Source organism: Desulfonatronovibrio magnus (assembly GCF_000934755.1).
In the GTDB taxonomy this organism is placed as follows: Bacteria; Desulfobacterota; Desulfovibrionia; order Desulfovibrionales; family Desulfonatronovibrionaceae; genus Desulfonatronovibrio; species Desulfonatronovibrio magnus.
This window is the reverse complement of record NZ_JYNP01000033.1, coordinates 29,708-49,216: the sequence shown is the minus strand read 5'-3', so window position 1 is coordinate 49,216 and position 19,509 is coordinate 29,708. Positions and strand designations below refer to the sequence as shown.

Sequence of the window (19,509 nt, the reverse complement as noted above, 5' to 3'; positions counted from 1 at the left end):
ACTCCGAATCATTTTTTTGTAATAGTTTTGCCATTTTATCACGAGCATTACGCATTTCTGTAAAGTTAATGAAGTAATTCCCGAAGCCTGAGAAAGTCCTCGATCCAGGCCGACGTAAACGGGTTTTAACGCCAAAATAACTATGATATACAACAATATTTACAATATTGTAACAGTTTAGCCATTTGCATGTTGCACGGCTTCCTGCCCGGAGGCATACAGCCCTGAGGTGGACTGGCTTTCCCAGCCCTTGTTTTATTAAGTCTGTGTTTTACATCAACAAAAAACAAAAACTGGGGTGCCTGTCCCCTGCTTTCCTTAGAAAAGAGATAAACTATTACATAATATTAAGAAAAGCTCAATACTCTCAATTTTATAATACTTATTTCATGCCTGAGGCAATGTATATTTCAGTATCAGCACCGTCAGTCATCGCAGATGGACAGGCTCATATATCAAGCTCAGCTACATCCAGAGCATTACGTTCAATAAATTCTCTTCTTGGTTCTACCTTATCGCCCATAAGCCTGGAAAACAGGTCATCAGCCTCTTCTGCGTCAGCTATCTGCACCTGGAGCATGGTTCGTTTTTCAGGATCCATTGTAGTAGACCATAATTGCTCAGGGTTCATCTCACCCAGACCTTTATATCTCTGGATATTGATTCCTTTGTGTGCCTGACTGAAAACTTTTTCCATTATATCAAATACTCCATGGGCCTCTATACTTTCATCTTTTACTACTATCTTGTATTTCAGATCAGGGTTAAGTGTTTTTAATTCCTGAAAGTAATCATAAGATTTTTTGTAAATTCTGGAGTTAAAGTATTCAATACCCATTTTAATCGTATGCTCATTTTTATCAGTAAAGAAGAGAAAATATCTTTTCTCTTCCTCGCTCTCTTCTTTCTCCAGTCGTACACTAAACCCCCTGGTATCCATAAAACTTACAAACCCTGAAAAATCTTCGTAAACAAAAGTAACCGGGTGCAGCTTGGTTTCGTATTCAATGAGAGAGATAAACAAGTCTCTGTTAATGCCCATATTTGAAGCATCAACACAATTATCCCTGATGGCGATCATTTTCTTGATGACCTCGATCATCTCCTCACCTGAGTAGCTTTCACCGTTTTCAGCAACTATAGTTATCTCATCCGAAATACGTGACAACAAAAAGTCATTCATTTCCTTTTCATCGCTTATGTATTTCTCAAAATTGCCTTTATGCACTCGATACAGAGGTGGCTGAGCAATATAAAGATAGCCCCTTTCAATTAATTCGCGGTACTGTCTGAAGAAAAAGGTAAGCAGAAGGGTTCTGATATGCGCTCCGTCAACATCAGCATCGGTCATAATTACAACTTTATGATAGCGAAGTTTATCCAGATTTATGCCATCATGGCCTACGCCTGCGCCCATGGCTGTAATCATGGCCTTGATTTCCTTATTTTCTAAGATTTTATCAAACCTGGTTTTCTCCACATTGAGGATCTTACCTCTAAGAGGCAATATAGCCTGATATTTGGGATTTCGACCCTGCTTTGCTGAACCGCCCGCTGAATCCCCCTCAACAATGAAAACTTCCGACAAGACTGGATCTTTACTCTGGCAGTCAGCAAGCTTTCCAGGAAGTGAGAAATCTGAAAGTGCCCCTTTTCGTCTGACCAGGTCTTTGGCTTTTCTGGCAGCCTCTCTTGCTCTTGCTGCGTCAACCACCTTCTCAACTATCAGTCTGGCCTCTTTGGGATTTTCCCCGAGAAAGGTCATAATTTTCTCATATACAATTCCTGAAACATATCCAGTGACTTCATTGTTTCCCAGTTTTGTCTTGGTCTGTCCCTCAAATTGTGGTTCAGGGACTTTGACACTGATGATGGTTGTCAGACCCTCTCGAACATCATCGCCGGTCAGTTTTTGCTTTAGTTTTCTCGGAAGATCCTGATTGTTTTGAATGTAGCTGTTGATGGCTCTCGTCAGAGCCCCCTTAAAGCCCATAAGGTGAGTACCGCCCTCAACAGTTCTAATGTTGTTGGCAAAAGAATAAACATGTTCTTTATACCCTGTCTTGTACTGCAGAACAAATTGAATACTTACGTTATTAACTTCTCCCTCACCGTAAACAGGTTTGTGTATACCATTGTCCCTGTTTACATTTTTAATAAATGATAGCAGACCACCCTCATATTTGAAAATATCTTTTTTCTGATTTCGTTCATCATAAAACTCAATCTTAATGCCACTGTTTAAATAGGCCAGTTCTTCAAACCTTTTGGCCAGGATGTCATAATCAAAATTCAGTTCACTGAATATTTCTTCATCCGGTCTGAATTTAATGGTTGTGCCCCGGCCGGTTGAATCGCCCATATTTTGAAGACCGCAAACCGGAATACCCTTTTCGTATTTTTGAAAATATTTTTGACCATCTCGTCTGACTGTTACTTCCAGGTACTCAGACAATGCGTTTACAACCGATACACCTACACCATGCAACCCCCCGGAGACTTTATAACTGTCACTGTCAAATTTACCCCCAGCGTGCAGGATTGTCATTACAACTTCTAAGGCAGGTCTATTTTCTTTCTCGTGAATATCAACCGGTATTCCTCGTCCGTCATCAGAAACGGTAACGCTGTTGTCCAAATGTACATTTATTTTGATTCTGCTGCAGAAGCCAGCCATAGCTTCGTCAATGCTGTTGTCGATAACTTCGTACACCAAATGGTGCAGACCTTTGACATCAGTGCTTCCAATGTACATGGCCGGGCGCTTCCGAACAGCCGAAAGCCCCTCAAGAACCTGAATATTTTGTGCTGTGTATTCGTTATTAGTCTGTTCCATCGAATTTAATTATCCTCTTCCTCGGTATAGTATTCCTCTTCTTCAATCTGAACCGGTACAGTTATCACAAAGAAGTTTTTTTCATTTTCACTCGTGACCTTACAAGGTAATGTTTCTTCAGATAAATTAAGATGGACATCATCTGAGCTGAAATGATTCAAGATATCCATCAAGCTTCTAATATTAAAAATCAATTCTTTGATATCACCGTTAAAGTCACAACTTATAGATTCAGATGCCTCGCCGGTTTCTACTGCTGTACTGGTGATAGTCATTTCCTGAGGAGACAATTGGAGCATGATAGCTCGATTGTAATCAGTGGTAAATATGTACAACCTGTCGAGAGTTTCCAGAAACTCTTTCCGATTGACAATGATCCTTGAGTTGATCTTACTAACGAATGTTTTCAGTATTTCATTATAGTCCGTGTACGTACCAAAACTAAGAGGAAAACTGATGCTTTCTTTGATTTGTTCACTGCGAATAAAAAGTCTGTCAGTAGTAATGTTCACCTCTATCTCATGATTTGTCAGCCATTTTTTTAATTCCATGATATACTTTCTAGAAATTAGAAAGCCTTCCTCAGGAATCAGATTGAAAATATCTTCATTTTTAAAAGAGTAAATACTCATATTCTGATTATCAAATGCGCAACATTCAACAACTGAATACTCAGGATCCCCTTTTGCTACCTTAAGCATAGTTATGGTACCCATGGATTCATCTTCGCCTATGCAAAACAGTGTTTTGTCAACTATCTCTTTTAAAATCTCACCTGACCATAGAACCTTATTTTCCTCAGGAAATTCATCAAGATCCGGAAACCAGGAACTCTCAGTTGTGGGTATTTTATATCTTCGTTTATCCTGCTGAATTGAGAGCACATTGTTTTCATTATCTGCTCTGATAATTATTTCTCCAGGCTTAAGCTTTCGAATCAGATCTCCAATTTTTTTTCCTTCTACTCCCACCAATCCTTTTTCCAACACATTTGCATTATATGAACCTGTAAATTCGATATTTCCATCTGTGCCCATAATATTCAATCTTTCATCATCTGCACTTAGCCATAAAGTCCTTAAATAAGCAGGGCCGGTTTTTTGGGAAATAACACTCGTACATCTGAGAATGCCTTCAATGATATCCTCTTTAAATACTCTTAAATACATTTATATCTCCTTGTATTTGTTTACCCTGATCTTAGGTTCATAATTAATATAAGTATTTGATTTTAAAAAGACTTATGTGTATTGTTTTTGAACATTTATAACGATCATGAAAGAAAATTTTTGATTTCTGTTCATAAATTACTTTTTGTAACCCTTACGAACAGATCATTTACCATTTTGTTGATATCTTGGTTAACAGTCTGTAATTTTTCGATTTTTTTTATACTGTAAATAACAGTACTGTGGCTTCGTCCACCCATACTTTCACCAATTTTACAGTATGGCCAGTCTAACACCTTTTTTATCAGAAACATACAAATCTGTCTGGCCAGCGTAATTTTTTTATCTCTTTTTTTACTCAGTATATCTATGCAGGAAATATCCATAAAATTGGATACCGTGTTTAAGATTTCCTTGCTTTTGATGTTGGTCGTGCAGTTATTTTCTTCTAATTTTCGGGCTGCTTGTGGATCAATTCTACCTTGATTATCTCTTGAAAATTTCAATTTCTCAAGAACCCCTCTCAGAGAGCAGAAGGTATCAGAACTCTTGGAGATTGTAAAAATAATATCCATACCCAACCTGATTTTATTTTCCTGACAAAATTTTTTAGCAAATTCTACTTTATCATTCAGACCTGGCGTGTTCAGTTTTGCTGTCATAGATGACATGATTCTGGTATACAGATCATTTTCATATATATTTTCATCGATAAATTCCCCTTGATAAGTCAAGATTAATATTTTGTCTTTGGAAAGAAAATTATCTACTACTTTTTTGAATATGATTTGACATTTATTGTTATTGTGAAATTTATTTATGTTTTCTATGATCACTATATCATATTTTAATATTTTTTTTGATATGTTTATTTTTTCAATTTTAAATTCCGAGCATATATCATCAGCATCTATATACATAATATTTTTATTTTTTAATTTATTTATGATTGCATGACATAGATGAGTTTTTCCAGTTTTTTTCGTTCCATATAGAGTTATAAAATTTTTTTTATACCTATTTTTGCATATATCTAAACATATATTATAGGCGATATGATTTTTTTCATTTTTTAAGAAGTTTTCAAATTTATAATTTACATCTTTATTATCTGTGATTAATTTTTTTATATCATAACTACCATTATTATTAACATTATGTATAATTTTTTTGTTAAAAAAATATTCAGCATCATTTTGGATTTGGTCTTTATATATTTCATAAAGGAAAATGTGTGGAAAATACAACTCTACATAAGTGTCATCTTCGCACAATTTAATATTATCTGAAATATTTAAATTACTGTAGTCCAAACCGTTTTGAATCAAGTGATCAGAAAGTGTGCGATTATATGTTTTTTTTATATCCATAAGGTCGGGGATATTGACGGAAGCCTTGCCACTTTGTAAACATAGGGGAGGTAGACGGTTTTTCATAAACACGCAATGCTCCTGGACAAAATGTCAGCCCCCTCATATCTTAATAAATCGGAGGATAAATGAAAGACAAGTATTCTGTAAGCAAAACACTTGATCAGATAAATCAGAAGATTCGCGCAAAAGAAGCAGTTGTCCTTAATGCCCGTGAAATGACAAAATTAGTACGAACCCAGGGAAAGGTCAAGGCTGCTCAAAAGGTCGATGTCGTTACAACCGGGACTTTTTCCCCTATGTGTTCATCAGCAGCCCTGTTTAATATTGGACAGCAGCCGCCACTTATAAAAACTCAACACACTTGGTTGAATGGAGTACCTTGTTATTCTGGTCTTGCCGCTGTAGATGCACTTCTCGGAGCCACAGAGACATCAGAAGATGATCCACTGAATAAGGTTTATCCTGGGAAATTTAAGTACGGAGGTGGTCACGTAATTGAGGACCTGGTAAAAGGTAAATCTGTTCGGTTAAAAGCTACTGCTTATGGCACTGACTGCTATCCTCGCACTCATCTTGAAAAAGATATAACCTTAGCTGAAATGCGCAATGCCTTGCTTCTTAATCCGCGTAATGCATACCAGAACTACAATTGTGCGGTAAATCTGACAAATAAAATTAAATATACATATATGGGTCCTCTCAGAGCAAATATGGGCAATCTCAACTTTGCAACAGCCGGAGAACTAAGCCCTTTATTCAATGACCCTTATTTTCTGACAATAGGACTTGGCACCAAAATTCTAATTGGTGGTGCCACAGGCTATGTATTAGGCTCCGGTACACAACATAATCCCTCACCCCCGCGCAATGAACGAGGTATTCCCAAATTACCTTCAGGAACGCTGATGGTTAAGGGCAATCTCAAGGAAATGAATCCGAGATATTTGCGTGGAATCAGTTTTGCCGGTTATGGATGCTCACTTTCCGTTGGAATTGGTATTCCTATTCCAATTATTAACGAAGACCTTGCCTGGTTCACCGGTGTAGCCGATTCTGACATTGATATGCCTGTTGTTGATTATGGCCATGATTATGGAGCAGGAAAATCTAAAATTTTAAAATATATTACCTACGCTGACCTCAAATCAGGCGAAATTGAACTTTTTGACAAAAAAGTTTCCACAGTTCCATTAACCAGTTATTCCATGTCACTGGAAATTGCAGATAATTTAAAGGAACTTATAGAAAATGGTGAATTTATCTTAACACAACCCCAGGAACAAATTGAATCCAATTGACAGGCTGTACCCATATCTGCAGGAACTTCAACCTTTAGCTCTTGCCATGTCAGGAGGTTTGGACAGTACTACACTTGCCTTAATTCTTAAAAAAAGTGGAATAAGATTTACAGGCTTTACAATGATCGGCCCGCACTTAACAGACTACGAAATAGAATCTGTTATATCAATTGCCAGTTTACATGACATAGAACATGACCTGTTTTTTTATGACTACCGACAAATTTCCGAGGTAGTACGTAATGATACCCTGCGATGTTTTCATTGCAAGATGAAAATGTTTAAATATGCTCAAGATTATTATACAGATAAATTTAACGTTATTGACGGAACGAATTATGATGATCTTAATCTGTACAGGCCAGGCATAAAAGCCAATCAAATTAATGGTATAATCTCTCCATTTGCAGATTTATCTGTTACTAAAGAAAATATCAGAGAGTGTGCCCGGAGATATAATCTCAACTTTTCAGCCAACTCTTCAAGGTCGTGTATATTATGTCGATTTGAATACCAGTTACCTCTTGATTATCTTGAGGTAATAAAAATTAGAAGTGTAGAAAATTACCTGCTTCGCAATCATTTTCGAGGTTTCAGATTTAGAAAAATTACAGCAGAAAAATATCTCTTTCAACTTGATATCAGTGAACATGACCGATTTACTGATATATCAGACGATTTTTATAAGTATGCTGAAGTTGTCGGTGTAACTCCCTTTAATCTCGAAGTACTCTCATTTAATAAGATTAGTGGTTATTATGATCGTCAATAAGGGTCAGTTGGAGCTTTACGCGTTTCTAAAAATTACATTCAGGTCAGTCCCAATGTCAGTTTCCGTGCTTTTGCGTTCGAGTCAGATTTTATACCCAAAATTGCTGTGACAAACAGGTTGTGGATCCATTTACATAAACATAAAGGATATTATAAATGCATGAAGTAAGTCTTAATCAGGTTATTACTGATTATTTAACTGGCGAAAATATTGAGTTGACAACTTATGAAGACTTAAGACAGTCACTCGCAGCTTTGATGGTCGAAGAGAAAGGCTATCCAAAAACAGCTATAGTTCCTAAATATAAATTGAATCTGACCTTAGGCAGTGATCATTATGTAGTCTGCTTAGATTTTGTTATTCACATTGATGACAATCCAGCGTTACTCATAGGTTTTTGTCCAGGTGCTGTGTCAACATTCATTACGCAGTTCGTATGCGCAGCGCGCATATTTAATGGCAAACCCATACCATATGTTATTGTCACTGATTGTAAGGACGCTGCTTTAATACGCACAGCTGATAAAAAGGATTTATGTCGTGGTTATCACTGCATACCTGACTGGAGTAAACTTCAGGCTTTATATAAGGAAGCCCCTGCTTTTGAGCTTACAGAAAGTCGAAAAAACAAAGAGTCCAGGATAGTTTATGCAATGTTTGCCTTAAGCGACTCTTGCTGCACAGATCAGTGCATGAGTTGAAAAAACTTTAAATCTGAGTTGTATGTCATAGCTGTTTAGGGGTTAAAACCAGGTTGTGACAGCTTGACTCGGGGACTTTCCCTGGCTTCGGGACTGTCCCCAATTGACTTTTCAGAAACGCGTAATGCTCCCATTTGATCAGTCATCAACAATATCCATACTAATATCCACCAATGCTTTTTGGACTTCGGACTTTGAAGCTGCTGCAGTCCCAATTTGGCCAACAACCAGCCCAGCAGCAGTATTTGCTATAATACATGCTGATTTTAAGTCTATGCCTGCTTCCAGAGCCGAACAAAGAACCCCGATAACTGTATCTCCAGCACCTGTTACGTCAAAAACAGTGCGTGCACTGTTTTTGATTTGTACAACTTTATTTTCATCAAAAAGAGCCATACCATGTGGTCCCATGGTTATTAACAGATAATTTAAATTACACCTGTCTATTATATTCTTGCCCGCAGTAATCAGATCTTCTCGTGACTGTATATCAATCCCGCTCATCTCCCGCGCTTCCTTCAGATTTGGAGTCATGATGAATCCTCTGTGATAATTGGCAAAGTTTTTATTTTTGGGATCAATTATAATCTTTCTGTTTACCATTTTCAGAATAAAATCATCAATGGCCCCTTTCCCATAATCAGAAATGATGACAAAATCACTATCTGGTGATTCGTTCCAGAATTGCTGAAGTTGTAATTGCTCACTTTCGTTAAGCGGGTTAATGGATTCCATATCAACTCTCACAATCTGTTGAGTATTCCCCATAACCCGTGTTTTTACTGTTGTTCTCCTGTTATCTGACCTTAAAATTCCTGAATCAATCCCTTCTTCATGAAGAAGCTTTTCAATCATATCAGCGTGACTGTCGCACCCAACAACTCCAATCAGATAAGGTGAACCACCTATTGCTTTACAGTTTCTGGCTACATTTGCAGCTCCACCCAGGCGATATGTTTCATTTTCTACAACAACCACAGGCACAGGTGCTTCTGGTGAAATTCTTGAAACTTCACCCCATTGATAATGATCAAGTATTATATCACCAATGATGATATTGTTTTGTCTGTCTATCAAGTTCAGTAAAGTGTCAGTTCTGCCGTTCATCATTTATTTCCTTCATGCATCCCAAACAGATTCAGAACATCCTGCAATTGATCAGTACTGGAGTAATTTATGACCAGCTGACCTTTATTTTTGTCACCTTTAAATTTTACCTTTAAATTTTTATTTATTTTGGATTTAATGAGGTTACTCATATTTTTGCTTAACTCTTTATCATGAGTATTGGACTGTATATTTTTTTTATCATCAGGATTATTTAATTTTTTTATCAGCAGTTCCGTGTCTCTGACAGACAGGTTTTTATTGATTATACTATCTACAGCTTCATCCAGTACATCGATATTCTTAAGCCCAAGTAATGCCTTGGCATGCCCAGCTGAGATCTTATTTTCAGCTACCAGGTCCTGTATATTAGAAGGCAAATTTAACAGCCTGAGTGTGTTCGTCAGATTTGACCTACTCTTCCCGATTTTTTGTGCCAGATGTTCCTGATTAATATTCAGTTCATTTTTTAATTGATCCAGTGCTTTGGCCTGCTCAATGATATTAAGATCCTCTCTTTGCAAATTTTCAATCAGGGCAATGGTCAGGGCTTCAGTATCAGAATATTTTCTAACAATTGACGGAATGGTTTTAAGACCAGCCATTTTACTGGCTCTCCATCTTCTCTCGCCCGCTATAATTTGATATTCACCCAGATTGTTTCTGCGAACTATTATTGGTTGAATTACTCCCTGTATTTCAATAGACTCTTTGAGTTCCAATATTTTATTTTCATCAAACTTTTTCCGTGGCTGATGAGGATTTGGTGTAATTTTATTAATACTGATCTGCCTGGTTTCTTTCTCTTTTTCATCATCTTCATAGAAGTCAGGCTGTATTAGCGCATCTAACCCTTTACCAAGTCCTTTATCTTTAATCTTCATTTTTTATCCTGTTAATTTTTATCTTTTTGACTTTTTCCTGTAAGAATTTATAAAACAATACTGCAAGCAATGGTGAGTAGATACCAAAAGTGTATCATTATCAGGTAAATAAAACCAATATCAATAAGGAGAAATTATGTTTACAAAAAAAGATGTTCAACCACTCTATGATGAAAACGGTCAATTGCATGGAGTTTATATCAAGGCTGCAATCTGGTTTAAGCACGAGTCACAATTAGAAGCAGTTCTTTTTCCAGATGAAGTTGCCAGGTCTAAAGAAAGTAAACCCATGGCTGAACCAATAGCAGATTGGGAACAATTCCTATCTTACTGGGATTTTAACTATCCCATGGAAAAAGTAGTTAAATGCGATAATTGTGGGGCTAACACCCATGACTGGACAATCGATGATCCTAAAAAGTTTACTTTAAAAGCCGCTAACCTTGGTGGCCTTGTATCCTTCAAATGTAATCACTGTAATTATAGAGTCAGTAAAAAACATTTCAAGGATCATATTTGCTATGAGTGCACACCTTTTGGTTGCCAAGTAAAGTAGAATCAAGCTTCAAAGTATCATATTGATCGCTGTTTTATTTTTTTTGCATATGATTAATGCACATTTGCCAGAAAAGTTCCGTCAAAGATGGGAACTTTGCACTTGGCACTGGGACTGTCCCTCGCTGTGTAAATTTTATCATTTAAGCAAATTTTTTCCAGGAACCAATGCAGCATCAATCTTTTTTATAGTACCTCGCGGGGACTGTCCCAATTTCCAGAAAAGTGACAGACTCGTAAAGTTACTCACAAGTCCGGTCCTGGTATCGCCGGGAGAGGAGCTTACAAGTAACTACAATCTTTTTGCTAATAAGTTCAGAGTATTATGGTTTAACCAAACAGATTGCTTAGCTCGCTTATGCTCTCGTGGCTGACAGGTTTTGATTAATTACATCCCTGACAGATCAGGTGTCATTGCGAGCGAGTCTTCGAGCGCGGCAATCCCTAACGTGCTAAGTCTGTTTTCTTGTTCCCAGGCTCCAGCCTGGGAACGAGGGGTGTAAGTTACTCACAGTTTCGGTCTAGACCCCCGGGTGAAGAGGCTCAAAGTAGTTAAAATCAAGCCGGTAACCAATTCAGAGCAACGTGGTATTACCATACACATTGTTTCCATCGCTTAAGCTCCATCGCAATGTCAGATTTCAATCAATTACATGCCTGACAGCTAAGGTGTCTTTGCGAATGCATATTATTTTTTCATAATCTCTCTTGCCAGTCCAAGGTATGCGTGTGAACCGGTTGATCTTATATCATATGAAATTACTGGCCTGCCATGACTTGGAGCTTCAGATAACCTGACATTTCTTGGAATAACAGTCTCTAAAACTTTATTTTTAAAATGCTTCTTAATTTCTTCTGACACCTGATGTGCAAGCTTGTTTCGTTTATCAAACATGGTCAAAACTACGCCCAGTAAGTCCAGGTCCGAATTTAATCTTTTTTTGACCAGTTCATATGTTTGATATAAATGTGCGATGCCTTCAAGAGCATAATATTCACATTGTAAAGGGATGAGTAGATTATTGGCAGCGCAAAGAGCGTTAATGGTTATTATACTCAGCGAAGGCGGACAATCAAGGATAACATATTCAAATTCATCAATATTGTCTTTAATAAGCTCATAGAGAAAGTATTCCCTGTTTTCCCTGTTGATTAACTCAACCTCTGCCCCTACAAGATCTTGAGAAGATGGAATTAGTTTTAAAAACCTTAACTCTGTATCATATACAATTTCAGAAAAACTTGCTTCATTGCACAGACCTTGATATAAGTTTTTGTGTACGTCGCTTTTAGACAATCCTAAACCGCTTGTAGCATTAGCCTGGGCATCACAATCAATTAGAAGAACTTTTTTTTCCATCACAGCTATTGACGCAGCCAGATTAACGGCAGTAGTAGTCTTCCCTACCCCGCCTTTCTGATTGGCAATTACAATTATTTTTTTCAATTTTTCCTCCAAAGAAAATGTTCCACGTGAAACATCGAGTAACTTTAATTTATTTCAAAAGATGGCAAATGACAAGTCAAAGAATTTTCGTAATAGTTTAGCCCTTTTCTAAGGAAAGCAGGGGACAGGCACCCCAGCCCTTGTTTTTTGTTGATGTAAAACACAGACTTAATAAAACAAGGGCTGAAAGAGCCAGTCCCCCTCCGGGCTGTAAACCTCCGGGCAGGAAGCCGTGCCACATGCAAATGGCTGTACTGCTACGAATTTCAAATAATTATGATAAATTGGAAATCAAAACACTGATGGAGAATTGTATAAAATGGATAAATTTGATGATACGCTATATGTTTCAGCACCTGTTAACAGTTTGGTGGAAGGAATTTATCGTGAAAATAAAACACTAAAACAGGTTATGCGTAACGGCGATTTTGGGCTTGGCACTTTCAATGATTTAGATGGGGAGTTAATGCTTCTTGGAGGTAAAGCATATCAAATAACTGGTGATGGGAGAGTAAATGAACCTGATAAAGATGCGTGCACTCCTTTTGCCTGCGTTACGCACTTTCATGAGATGCTTAGCGAGGAAATCAATTACAATATTGAAGACTTTGACCGACTAATGGCAATGATTAAAGAAATTGTTCCATCAAAAAATATGATGTATGCTTTATGGATTGATGGAGACTTTGAGAGTATGACAGTTCGGTCGGTAGCAAAGCAGGATCATTATCGCCCTCTCGCAGAAGTGGCTAAAGATCAGCAATTGTTCATGAGAAATGGAATTTCAGGTACATTAGCTGGTTTTTACACTCCTGACTTTTTGGGTTCAATAAATGTTACAGGAACTCACTTGCATTTTCTATCTGATGATAGAAGTTACGGAGGTCACCTGCTGAACTGTAAACCAATTCGTATGAGAATAGGGATCCAGATACTTAAGTCCTTGAAAATGGACTTGCCTTTCAGCTTTGAATATTTAACTGCTGATTTTACCAGAAATGTTAAAGAAGATCTGGAAGTTGCAGAAAAAATGCCGAAAAAAGCCAAATGAAATATTCAAAAATACAAATAAAAGTTCAGTTTAAAAAAATCAAAAATATGTACATCAGGGTATATCCTCCTGATGGTGAAGTTGTTGTAACTGCTCCAGAACTGATGACTATGGATCAGATCCAAAAAAATCTGTCTGTGCATAAGAAATGGCTGTCTAAGAAAGTGTTGAAATTCAAAAGTATGAAGACTTTATTAGACAAACAGGAGGCTTTACCTGAATATTTACATGTTTGGGGTAAACATCATAAAATTGTTTATCGGGAAGGCCAAAACAAAAATAGTATATCTATGGAGCGGTCAAGAATAAATGTGTATATGAGAAGAGGTTTTGATTTAGAAAAGAAAAAAAAGCTTCTATATGACTGGACAAGGAGACAACTAATTGAAGAAGCTCAGGTGCTTCTGACAAAATGGGAAAATAGAATCGGAGTTCAGGTAAATAGGCTGCAAGCTCGAAAAATGAAGACAAGGTGGGGTTCATGTAATATCAGGAAAAAAAAGATAAACCTTAACACCGCGCTGTTTGTTTTAGATAAAGAGGCATTGGAATATGTGCTGGTGCATGAAATGGTGCATCTTATCGAGCCGTCTCACAATCATAATTTCAAGACATTGATGACAGCATTTTTGCCTGATTGGAAAGAGAGGAAAAAATTGCTTCTTGAAGACTGATGAAAATAGATAAAGAAAAATCTTAGCATGAGCCAGCAGTCAAAAACGGGAGCGTTACGCGTTTCTGAAAAGTCAATTGAGGGCAGTCTCCGAGTCAAGCTGTTACATTCGGGTTTTAACCTCAAAATAGCTATGACATACAACTCAGTCTTCAAGTTTTTAGAAATGGGTAATGCTCCCTCAAAAACCACTGAATCAATTTGTGCTCAAAATGACTCATTATTTGGGATAAGTGGGTCCCGGCCAGTCCCCCTCCGGACTGTATGCCTCCGGGCAGGAAGCCATGCCAGACCTAAAGCGTTATACAGATACCAACTATCTTGAATTTTTCTAAAGGTTTGAAACGGTAAGCTACTAATGCGGGACGTGCCCGCAACCCAAAAAAAGATATTTTAACTGCCCGTTGGAAGACTCACTCAAGACGCAAAGGATGCAAAGGAAGAAAGAAGTTTTTTCATTTGCCGGGGAACGGCAAACAGAGTTTGAGGTGTAAGTTACTAATACCAGGATAATAACAAAATAATGACATATCAGGAGGATTACGTGAGTTATCAGGATAAATATGAATTGCTGGAAGAAAAAGAAATAAAAGAAATTAACTCTCATGCCAGGCTCTACATACATAAAAAAACAAATGCCAGAATTTTATCGCTGCAAAACAATGATGAAAACAAGGTGTTCAGTATAAATTTTCGAACACCACCAAAAGATAATACTGGTGTAGCGCACATCTTAGAACACTCAGTTCTATGCGGATCTAAGAAATATAACGTTAAAGAACCATTTGTAGAGCTGTTAAAAAGTTCTCTGCAAACATTTTTAAATGCAATAACGTTTCCTGATAAAACTTGCTACCCTGTAGCGAGTCAAAACCTTCAGGATTTTTACAATTTAATGGATGTATATCTTGACTCAGTATTTTACCCAAAGCTTGCCAGGCAAACATTTGAGCAGGAAGGATGGCACTATGAAGTCAGCGACCCAAAAGCCCCGCTAAAATATAAAGGCGTAGTTTTTAATGAAATGAAAGGCTCATACTCATCTCCTGAAAGCCTGTTATACGACTATTCGCAAATGTCAATTTTTCCAGATTCTACCTATGGATTCGATGCAGGTGGGGATCCTAAGGTCATACCAGACCTGACTTATGAAAATTTTACCGACTTCCATAAAAAGTATTATCATCCTTCCAATGCCTTTATCTTTTTTTATGGTGATAATGATGAATATGAACGTTTGGAAAAATTGAGCCATTATTTAGACCAGTTCGACTTACAAAAAATCGATTCAGATATTAAGATTCAAACGAAATTAAAAATGAATCAAAGAGTTATTAAATCGTACAGTGCTTCTAACGAAAGCAATCCTAAATCCTTCCTGACAGTCAACTGGCTTCTTCCTGATACTTTTGATGCTGAACTAAACCTGAACTTAAGAATTCTGGATTATATTCTGACGGGTATGCCAGGATCTCCGTTGCGAAAAGCATTGATCGACTCAGGCCTTGGAGAAGATTTGGCTGGGGTTGGCCTTGAATCGGACATTAGGCAAATGTACTACTCAACAGGGATGCGCGGCATCGATTCCAAGGACCTTAGTAAAGTTGAAAGACTCATAAAAACTACTCTTAAAAAGCTCGTTGAAGATGGAATAGACAAGGAAATCATTAAAGCTGCCATTAACAGTCTTGAGTTTGCATTAAGAGAAAATAACACAGGATCGTTTCCCAGGGGAATGGCAGTAATGTTCAGGGCTTTGACAACCTGGCTTTATGATGACAGTCCTTTCACTTTAATGGAATTTTCTGATGTACTGGAAAATATTAAAACAAGGCTTGATTCAGGAGAGCGAATTTTTGAAGACTTGATTAATAAATTCCTTATAGAAAATGAACATAGATCGGTTGTTATCCTTGAGCCTGATCAGGGCCTTGAAGCCATGATCCAGGAAGAAGAAACACAACAGTTACAAGAGGCAAGATTAAGGATGACTGACGAAGAAATTCATAAGATTATCCAAAAAAATGCAGAATTAAAACAGTTTCAGGAAGCATCAGATGATCCTCAGGAACTAGCCCGTATCCCGAGACTCCAGAGGTCTGATATGGAAGAGAAGGTCAAAACAGTTCCCAGGGAGGTGACTGAGTTAAAAGGAGTTGAAACTTTGATTCATCCCCTTCCTACAAATGGTATTTATTATTTTGATCTGGGCTTTGACCTGCATTTTCTTCCACAAAAATATCTCCCATATATTCCACTTTTTGGTCGGGCCCTGGTTGAGATGGGCACCAAAGATAAAGATTTTGTTAACATGACAACACTAATCAGGCAAAAAACTGGCGGCTTGTCTCCAGTGGTGTTTTCCAATTCCATTAAAGGCCAAAAGTCAGGTGCGTGCAGATTGTTTCTAAGAGCAAAAGCACTGCCCGACAATGTTCCTGATCTTTTTCAAATAATACGGGAAATTATTAAAGAAGTAGATTTAGGAAACAGAGATAGATTTAAACAGATTCTTCTGGAAGAAAAATCAGCCATGGAACAAAGTTTAGTTCCTGCAGGTCACAGGTTTGTCGGGTTAAGGCTGAAATCAAGGTATAGTGAAGCAGACTGGGCTCAGGAACATATGTCTGGATTAAGCTATCTTTTGTTCTTGAGACATCTGATTAAAATGATGGATAAAGACTGGGATAAAATAAAACGAGACCTGAACGAAATAGGCTTTCTGCTTTTCCATAAAGATGCTATGCTGGTAAATATCACGGCTGAAGATGATTTACTTAAAAAATATCAGATAGAAGCTGAGAACTTTCTGGACAGTATTGATAAGCATGAAATATCAACCTCCACCTGGGTATCATGCTGCGAGGCTGGCAACGAAGGAATTTTTATACCTGCCCAGGTCAATTACGTTGGAAAAACTGTCAGCCTTGCAAATACTAAGTATAACTTTCACGGATCAAGTCTTGTTGCAAGCAGATTTCTGCGGGCAAGCTGGCTCTGGGATCAAATACGTGTACAGGGAGGTGCTTACGGAGCATTTGGCAGTTATGATTATTTATCTAATATAATGACCTTCGCATCTTACAGAGATCCCAATATTATTGAAACGCTCAATGCTTTTGCAGGATGTGGCTCATTTTTAATTAGAAAAGACCTCAACGAAGATGAAGTGGAAAAAGCTGTTATAGGTGCAATCGGAGAAATGGACTCTTATCAGCTTCCTGATGCTAAAGGGTTTTCTTCAGCTGTAAGGTATTTGACAAATATTGATGATGATCACAGGCAAAAAGTGAGAAATGAGATTCTCTCTACTTCCTTAGATCATTTCCAGGAGTTCGGAAGAACTTTGGAAACTGCATTTAAGGAAGACCCTGGCATGATCTGTGTCATTGGGGGGCATGATCAAGTGGAAAAGGCATCTGAAACTATTACCTTAGATAATAAATTCAGAATAATATAAGAATATTGCGACATTTGAGACTGAAGACTGTAGGCTGAAGTTTGAAGAATAATGATCTGGGCATCATAGCTCTTTCAAGGTTAAATACACTTATAGTTTTTTCTACTGATTGAAACGGTAAGTTACTAAAATGACGCAAGTCTCCAAAGAAAAGCCCGGAATAAGTATTCCGGGCTTTATTATTAATTGATTAATCTTCAAGGGTAGATGTATCTCCAACTTCTTCACCAAGTTCCTGGGCTTTGAGGACTCGGCGCATGATCTTTCCGCTTCTCGTCTTAGGCAGCTTTTCTCTGAATTCAATACTTTTAACAACTGCAACGGGACCGAGCTCCTTGCGGACATGACCTTTCAGGGCTTTGATAAGATCGTCTGTGTTTTCCACATCAACATCGGCACTGAGTGTTACAAATGCTTTGGCAACTTCGTGCTTGATTTTGTCTGGTACTCCGATAACAGCAGCTTCAGCAACAGCCTTGTGAGATACCAGGGCACTTTCCAGCTCAGCAGTACCTACTCTGTGCCCAGCTATATTGAGTACATCATCTGAACGACCTTGTATCCAGAAGTAGCCATCCTCGTCTTTTCTGGCAACATCCCCTGCAAGATAGTAACCAGGAAATTTTTCCCAGTAAGTTTTCTTGTATCTGTCAGGATCCTTATAAAGAGTGCGAAGCATTGATGGCCATGGGTTTTTGAGCACCAGATACCCGCCTTTTCCTGGAGGTACTGGATTTCCGTCTTCATCAAGCACATCAGCTTCAATCCCTGGCAAAGGTTTGGTTGCTGATCCAGGCTTGAGCAGAGATATGGGCAGTGCACTGATCATGAAAGATCCTGTTTCAGTTTGCCACCAGGTATCCATGACAGGACATTCAGAGCGTCCAATATTTTTATAAAACCACATCCATGCTTCAGGATTAATTGGCTCACCTACTGTGCCGAGAAGTCTTAGCGTGGACAGATCATGCTGTTTGGGGTACTGAGCACCAAAACGCATGAGCATTCTGATCAATGTAGGCGCTGTATAAAATATGTTAACGCCGTATCGGGCAACAATATGCCACAAACGATCAGCCTGTGGATATAAGGGGTGCCCTTCAAACATTATGGTGGTTGTACCGGCCATTAGTGGTCCATATACAACATAACTGTGTCCTGTGATCCACCCTGCATCTGCAGTGCACCAGAAAATATCAGTTGGTTTAATGTCAAAGACCCAGTTTAGTGAGCGATGAACACCAACCATGTAGCCACCATGTGTGTGCACAATACCTTTGGGCTTGCCCGTGGTCCCAGAACTGTACAGAAGAAACAGCATGTCTTCAGAGTCCATGACCTCTGTCTCGGAAATGGGGCTTTCCTGCCGGACCAGATCCTCATACCAGATATCGCGCATTTCAGTCATTTCAACTTCAACATTGGCCCTGTGAACAACAACTACTGTATCTAAGCAGTCACATCCACCTACCAATGCTTCATCTACAATACTTTTAAGATTGATAACGCGTCCATTGCGGTAGAATCCATCAGCTGTTATGATGAGTTTTGCTTCTGCGTCTTCTATGCGATCCCTTAACGCCTTGGCAGAAAAACCGGCAAACACCATACTGTGAACTGCGCCAACCTTGGCAACGGCCAGCATGGCAATCATGGTTTCGGGCAAAGGAGGAAGGTACAGTACTACCCGATCGCCTTTCTGAATACCAAGAGACCTCAATGCGTTGGCAAACTTATTTACTGCTCGGTAGAGTTCATAATAAGTCATTTTCTTGGAATCACCCGGCTCACCTTCCCATATCAGAGCCAGCTTGTTCTTGTTGGCTGTTTCAATATGCCTGTCTAAAGCGTTGTAGACAATGTTGCACTTGGCTCCGGTAAACCATTTGTAAAAAGGCGGTTCAGAGTCATCAAGTACCTTGTCCCATTTCTTGAACCAGTCAAGCTCCTTGGCTGCTTCTTCCCAATAACTTAAGTAGTCGTCCTTAGTTTTTTTCATCACCACAGAATATTCTTGTGGGTTGATGTTTGCCTCAATAACCATCTGAGGCAGGGGTCTAAATACTCGCTCTTCCTGTAGCAGGGAATCAAGGGCTCCTTTACCTTCCATAGAATCATCCTCCTTTCTTAACAATGTAATGCTAAGATCACTTTATCTTTTGAAATATGTTCAAATTGAGACG

14 protein-coding genes are annotated in these 19,509 nt (G+C 38.3%); 7 read left to right on the top strand and 7 right to left on the bottom strand.

Annotated features, from left to right (window positions below; translation table 11 throughout):
* Nucleotides 1–448: 448 nt before the first annotated feature.
* From gyrB to LZ23_RS04585, 3 genes are all read right to left on the bottom strand, one after another.
* Complete coding sequence (gene gyrB, locus LZ23_RS04595) at nucleotides 449–2,836, bottom strand: DNA topoisomerase (ATP-hydrolyzing) subunit B (protein WP_045211991.1); 2,388 nt, start codon at nucleotides 2,834–2,836, stop codon at nucleotides 449–451.
* Nucleotides 2,837–2,841: 5 nt separating this feature from the next.
* Nucleotides 2,842–4,005 (bottom strand): DNA polymerase III subunit beta, encoded by a 1,164-nt coding sequence (gene dnaN / locus LZ23_RS04590; RefSeq protein WP_045211989.1) that lies wholly within the window; start codon nucleotides 4,003–4,005, stop codon nucleotides 2,842–2,844.
* A 131-nt stretch (nucleotides 4,006–4,136) separates the two neighbouring features.
* Nucleotides 4,137–5,441: a helix-turn-helix domain-containing protein gene (locus LZ23_RS04585; protein ID WP_045211988.1), complete on the bottom strand. Its 1,305-nt coding sequence runs from the start codon at nucleotides 5,439–5,441 to the stop codon at nucleotides 4,137–4,139.
* A gap of 62 nt (nucleotides 5,442–5,503) precedes the next feature.
* Here LZ23_RS04585 and LZ23_RS04580 point away from each other — a divergent pair, with 62 nt between their 5' ends.
* The 3 genes from LZ23_RS04580 to LZ23_RS04570 all read left to right on the top strand — a co-directional run bounded on the left by LZ23_RS04580 (nucleotide 5,504) and on the right by LZ23_RS04570 (nucleotide 8,149).
* Entirely contained in the window at nucleotides 5,504–6,676 is a 1,173-nt protein-coding gene (locus tag LZ23_RS04580) for a homocysteine biosynthesis protein (protein WP_045211986.1), read from the top strand.
* Complete coding sequence (locus tag LZ23_RS04575) at nucleotides 6,663–7,448, top strand: adenine nucleotide alpha-hydrolase family protein (RefSeq protein WP_045211984.1); 786 nt, start codon at nucleotides 6,663–6,665, stop codon at nucleotides 7,446–7,448. The genes LZ23_RS04580 and LZ23_RS04575 overlap by 14 nt, the downstream gene beginning before the upstream one ends.
* A gap of 155 nt (nucleotides 7,449–7,603) precedes the next feature.
* Complete coding sequence (locus LZ23_RS04570) at nucleotides 7,604–8,149, top strand: type I restriction enzyme HsdR N-terminal domain-containing protein (RefSeq protein WP_045211983.1); 546 nt, start codon at nucleotides 7,604–7,606, stop codon at nucleotides 8,147–8,149.
* Nucleotides 8,150–8,287: 138 nt separating this feature from the next.
* Here LZ23_RS04570 and LZ23_RS04565 read toward each other — a convergent pair whose 3' ends face one another.
* Together LZ23_RS04565 and LZ23_RS04560 are read right to left on the bottom strand one after the other, a co-directional pair.
* Complete coding sequence (locus LZ23_RS04565) at nucleotides 8,288–9,259, bottom strand: bifunctional heptose 7-phosphate kinase/heptose 1-phosphate adenyltransferase (protein WP_045211981.1); 972 nt, start codon at nucleotides 9,257–9,259, stop codon at nucleotides 8,288–8,290.
* Nucleotides 9,256–10,140, bottom strand: a complete 885-nt coding sequence (locus LZ23_RS04560) for a ParB/RepB/Spo0J family partition protein (protein WP_045211979.1) — start codon at nucleotides 10,138–10,140, stop codon at nucleotides 9,256–9,258. Before LZ23_RS04560 ends, LZ23_RS04565 begins: the two co-directional genes overlap by 4 nt.
* Before the next feature lie 136 nt (nucleotides 10,141–10,276).
* Between LZ23_RS04560 and LZ23_RS04555 the strand changes: the two genes are divergently transcribed.
* Complete coding sequence (locus LZ23_RS04555; RefSeq protein ID WP_045211977.1) at nucleotides 10,277–10,696, top strand: hypothetical protein; 420 nt, start codon at nucleotides 10,277–10,279, stop codon at nucleotides 10,694–10,696.
* 687 nt (nucleotides 10,697–11,383) lie between these two features.
* On the opposite strand, the gene LZ23_RS04550 is transcribed toward LZ23_RS04555, so the two are convergent.
* Nucleotides 11,384–12,142 carry a ParA family protein gene (locus tag LZ23_RS04550; RefSeq protein ID WP_045212019.1) on the bottom strand — a complete coding sequence of 253 codons (759 nt, stop codon included), beginning with the start codon at nucleotides 12,140–12,142 and terminating at the stop codon, nucleotides 11,384–11,386.
* A gap of 319 nt (nucleotides 12,143–12,461) precedes the next feature.
* On the opposite strand from LZ23_RS04550, the gene budA reads away from it, so the two are divergent.
* The 3 genes from budA to LZ23_RS04535 all read left to right on the top strand — a co-directional run bounded on the left by budA (nucleotide 12,462) and on the right by LZ23_RS04535 (nucleotide 17,326).
* Nucleotides 12,462–13,193, top strand: a complete 732-nt coding sequence (gene budA / locus LZ23_RS04545) for an acetolactate decarboxylase (protein WP_052507119.1) — start codon at nucleotides 12,462–12,464, stop codon at nucleotides 13,191–13,193.
* The gene (locus tag LZ23_RS04540; protein ID WP_045211974.1) at nucleotides 13,190–13,867 is read left to right on the top strand and encodes a M48 family metallopeptidase; all 678 of its coding nucleotides are present in this window, start codon (nucleotides 13,190–13,192) and stop codon (nucleotides 13,865–13,867) included. The genes budA and LZ23_RS04540 overlap by 4 nt, the downstream gene beginning before the upstream one ends.
* A gap of 543 nt (nucleotides 13,868–14,410) precedes the next feature.
* Nucleotides 14,411–17,326 carry an insulinase family protein gene (locus LZ23_RS04535; RefSeq protein ID WP_157493107.1) on the top strand — a complete coding sequence of 972 codons (2,916 nt, stop codon included), beginning with the start codon at nucleotides 14,411–14,413 and terminating at the stop codon, nucleotides 17,324–17,326.
* Nucleotides 17,327–17,516: 190 nt separating this feature from the next.
* On the opposite strand, the gene acs is transcribed toward LZ23_RS04535, so the two are convergent.
* Nucleotides 17,517–19,436 carry an acetate--CoA ligase gene (gene acs, locus LZ23_RS04530; RefSeq protein WP_045211970.1) on the bottom strand — a complete coding sequence of 640 codons (1,920 nt, stop codon included), beginning with the start codon at nucleotides 19,434–19,436 and terminating at the stop codon, nucleotides 17,517–17,519.
* Nucleotides 19,437–19,509 lie beyond the last annotated feature (73 nt).

Coding starts and splice junctions, on each gene's coding strand:
- acs (WP_045211970.1), bottom strand. CDS start 19,436: ATGGAAGGTAAAGGAGCCCTTGATTCCCTGCTACAGGAAGAGCGAGTA.
- LZ23_RS04570 (WP_045211983.1), top strand. CDS start 7,604: ATGCATGAAGTAAGTCTTAATCAGGTTATTACTGATTATTTAACTGGC.
- dnaN (WP_045211989.1), bottom strand. CDS start 4,005: ATGTATTTAAGAGTATTTAAAGAGGATATCATTGAAGGCATTCTCAGA.
- gyrB (WP_045211991.1), bottom strand. CDS start 2,836: ATGGAACAGACTAATAACGAATACACAGCACAAAATATTCAGGTTCTT.
- LZ23_RS04580 (WP_045211986.1), top strand. CDS start 5,504: ATGAAAGACAAGTATTCTGTAAGCAAAACACTTGATCAGATAAATCAG.
- LZ23_RS04540 (WP_045211974.1), top strand. CDS start 13,190: ATGAAATATTCAAAAATACAAATAAAAGTTCAGTTTAAAAAAATCAAA.
- LZ23_RS04565 (WP_045211981.1), bottom strand. CDS start 9,259: ATGATGAACGGCAGAACTGACACTTTACTGAACTTGATAGACAGACAA.
- LZ23_RS04555 (WP_045211977.1), top strand. CDS start 10,277: ATGTTTACAAAAAAAGATGTTCAACCACTCTATGATGAAAACGGTCAA.
- budA (WP_052507119.1), top strand. CDS start 12,462: ATGGATAAATTTGATGATACGCTATATGTTTCAGCACCTGTTAACAGT.
- LZ23_RS04585 (WP_045211988.1), bottom strand. CDS start 5,441: ATGAAAAACCGTCTACCTCCCCTATGTTTACAAAGTGGCAAGGCTTCC.
- LZ23_RS04560 (WP_045211979.1), bottom strand. CDS start 10,140: ATGAAGATTAAAGATAAAGGACTTGGTAAAGGGTTAGATGCGCTAATA.